This window comes from Streptomyces triticisoli (assembly GCF_003270085.1).
GTDB lineage: Bacteria > Actinomycetota > Actinomycetes > Streptomycetales > Streptomycetaceae > Streptomyces > Streptomyces triticisoli.
In genome coordinates, this window is sequence record NZ_QFDQ01000188.1 from 1 (window position 1) to 3132 (window position 3132).

Sequence of the window (3132 nt, forward strand, 5' to 3'; positions counted from 1 at the left end):
CCCGCTGCCCGCGCCGGACGCCACGGGCCACGTCCGGCTGCCGCCGGGCGGCCCGGTCGGGATGCCCGGCGTGCCGCCCGCCCGGATCGCGCCCGACCCGGCGACCACCACGCTGGCGGTACTGCTGATCGGACCGGCGGGAGCGGGCAAGACGAGCGTCGCCAAGTACTGGGCCGACCACCGCCGCGTGCCCACCGCCCACATCAGCCTCGACGACGTGCGCGAATGGGTCCGCTCCGGCTTCGCCGACCCGCAGTCGGGGTGGAACGACAACTCCGAGGCGCAGTATCGTCTCGCCCGCCGCACCTGCGGCTTCGCCGCGCGCAACTTCCTCGCCAACGGCATCTCGTGCATCCTCGACGACGCCGTCTTCCCCGACCGCCCGGTGGTCGGCCTCGGCGGCTGGAAACGCCACGTCGGCCCCGGCCTGCTCCCGATCGTCCTCCTGCCCGGCCTGGACGTCGTGCTGGAGCGCAACGCCGAGCGCACCGGCAACCGCCGCCTCACCGACGAGGAGGTCGCCCGCATCCACGGCCGTATGGCCGGATGGTACGGCTCCGGTCTCCCCATCATCGACAACTCCACGATGGACATCCCCTCCACAGCCCACCTCCTGAACGAGATCCTGGCCCGAGCTCTCACAAGCCCCCCGAAGTGGTAGAGACGTGACCGCGGGCAGTCGTGCCCCCAAGCGGGGCAAGCGCCCCACCCCCCCCGCAGCAACACCGGGCACCGTGAAAGCATGGCCAACAGAAACCACCCCCGGCAGGACACCCCACTCGGCCCTCCCGAACGGCGATATTGAGCCACGACTCTTACGCTCGGTTCATGTCAGAGGTGTACGCGGCCCGCCGAACCCGGCTGAGGGAACGCTGCCACGCGGGCGGCAGCGCGGCGGCGCTGGTGACTCGTCCCGCCAACATCCGGTACCTCGCGGGAGCGTCCCCGCAGGGTGCCGTCCTGCTCCTCGCCAAACACGAGGACCTCCTGCTGTGCCGGAGCTCCCCGGACGACCGGCCCTACGAGGGCCGCCCCGACGAGGCCCTGCACGTGCAGGTCCTGCCCCAGCCCCCCGGTGGCGACACGGCCGTCGCCGCCGCCGACCTCGCCCAGTCCCAGGGCGCCGACTCCCTCGCAGTCGAGGAACACCACCTCACCGTGGCCCGCCACCGCGCTCTCGCGTCGGTGGCGCCCCGGCTGCGGCTGGCGGACCTCGGCAGCGCGGTCGAGCAGCTCAGGGTCGTCAAGGACGAGGAGGAGATCTCCCATCTGAGAATCGGCGCCGAGATCGCCGACCAGGCCCTCGGCGAGCTGCTGGAGTCCATCCTCGTCGGCCGCACCGAGCGCCACCTCGCCCTGGAGCTGGAGCGGCGGCTCGTCGACCACGGCGCCGACGGCCCCGCCTTCCCGACCTCCGTGGCCACCGGCCCGAACGCCGGCCGCCGCGGCCACCGGCCCACCGACCGGCGGGTGGAGGAGGGTGACTTCCTCTCGGTGTGCCTGGGCGCCGCCTACCGCGGCTACCGCTGCGAGATCGGCCGTACCTTCGTGATCGGCACGTCCCCGGCGGACTGGCAGATCCAGCTGTACGACCTGGTCTTCGCCGCCCAGCGCGCCGGACGGGAGGCCCTGACACCCGGCGCCGCCTACCGCGACGTGGACCGTGCCGCGCGTCAGGTCCTGGACTCCGCGGGGTTCGCCGAGCGCCTGCAACCCCTCACCGGGCACGGAGTCGGACTCGAAATCGACGAGGACCCGCAGTTGGCCCCCTCGGCCATGGGTAAACTGGACGCTTGCGTGCCGGTCACCGTCGAACCGGGAGTCCACCTCCCGGGACGGGGCGGCGTCCGGATCGATGACACGCTCGTCGTACGCCCCGAGGCGGACGGCGGACCCGAGCTACTCACCATCACGACCAAGGAGCTCCTCGCGCTCTAGCCTTGCGCTGGGTGCCTGCCCCAGGTCGTACGTCAGTCCAGGAGATTCCGCAACCGTGGCTTCCACGAACGACCTCAAGAACGGCATGGTACTCAAGCTCGAGGGCGGCCAGCTGTGGTCCGTCGTCGAGTTCCAGCACGTCAAGCCCGGCAAGGGCCCGGCATTCGTGCGCACCAAGCTCAAGAACGTGCGCTCCGGCAAGACCGTCGACAAGACCTTCAACGCCGGCGTCAAGGTCGACACGGCCACTGTCGACAAGCGTGACATGCAGTTCTCCTACATGGACGGCGAGTACTTCGTCTTCATGGACATGGAGACCTACGACCAGCTGCACATCGACCGCCAGGCCGTCGGCGACGCCGCCCACTTCCTGGTCGAGGGCTTCGAGGCCACCGTCGCCCAGTACGAGGGCGAGGTGCTCTACGTCGAGCTCCCCGCCGCCGTCGAGCTGACCATCGCCGAGACGGAGCCGGGCGTCCAGGGCGACCGCTCCACCGGCGGTACCAAGCCCGCCACCCTGGAGACCGGCCACCAGATCCAGGTCCCGCTCTTCGTCAGCACCGGTGAGAAGATCAAGGTCGACACCCGCACCAGCGACTACCTCGGCCGGGTGAGCGGCTAACCGTGGCTGCCCGCAACACGGCCCGCAAGCGCGCCTTCCAGATCCTCTTCGAGGCCGACCAGCGCGGTGCCGAGGTCCTGACGGTCCTCGCGGACTGGCTCCGGCTCTCCCGCACCGACCCCCGGCAGCCGCCGGTCAGCGAGTACACGATGCAACTGGTCGAGGGCTACGCCGAGTACGCCACCCGCATCGACGAGCTGATCGGCCAGTACGCGGTCGGCTGGACGCTCGACCGCATGCCGGTCGTCGACCGCAACGTCCTGCGGCTCGGCGCGTATGAGCTGATCTGGGTCGACGAGACCCCGGACGCCGTCGTGCTGGACGAGATGGTGCAGTTGGCGAAGGAGTTCTCCACGGAGGAGTCGCCCTCGTTCGTCAACGGCCTGCTCGGCCGGCTGAAGGACCTCAAGCCCTCGCTCCGCCGTGACGAGGTGTGAGAACGGCCGGTGACACAGACCGCCTGGGGGCCCGCAGCGTGACTGCTGCGGGCCCCCGGGCGTCTGTGCACCCACCCGTCCCGCCAGGCCCGCAGAAAGCCGCCGGGGTGGCCGGAACCGTGAAGTTCCGGCCAC

General features: G+C 71.1%; 4 protein-coding genes. All 4 read left to right on the forward strand.

Going from position 1 to position 3132, the window contains the following annotated elements:
* A partial coding sequence (locus DEP02_RS24705; RefSeq protein ID WP_438947794.1) for an AAA family ATPase occupies positions 1-661 on the forward strand: 661 nt, incomplete at its 5' end.
* Positions 662-828: 167 nt separating this feature from the next.
* A complete protein-coding gene (locus DEP02_RS24710) occupies positions 829-1938 on the forward strand; it encodes an aminopeptidase P family protein (RefSeq protein WP_112469891.1) in 1110 nt (369 codons plus the stop codon).
* Positions 1939-1993: 55 nt separating this feature from the next.
* The gene (gene efp / locus DEP02_RS24715) at positions 1994-2560 is read left to right on the forward strand and encodes an elongation factor P (RefSeq protein WP_112469892.1); all 567 of its coding nucleotides are present in this window, start codon (positions 1994-1996) and stop codon (positions 2558-2560) included.
* Between the two features lie 2 nt (positions 2561-2562).
* Positions 2563-2997: a transcription antitermination factor NusB gene (nusB, locus tag DEP02_RS24720; protein WP_112469893.1), complete on the forward strand. Its 435-nt coding sequence runs from the start codon at positions 2563-2565 to the stop codon at positions 2995-2997.
* The last annotated feature ends 135 nt before the right edge of the window (positions 2998-3132 follow it).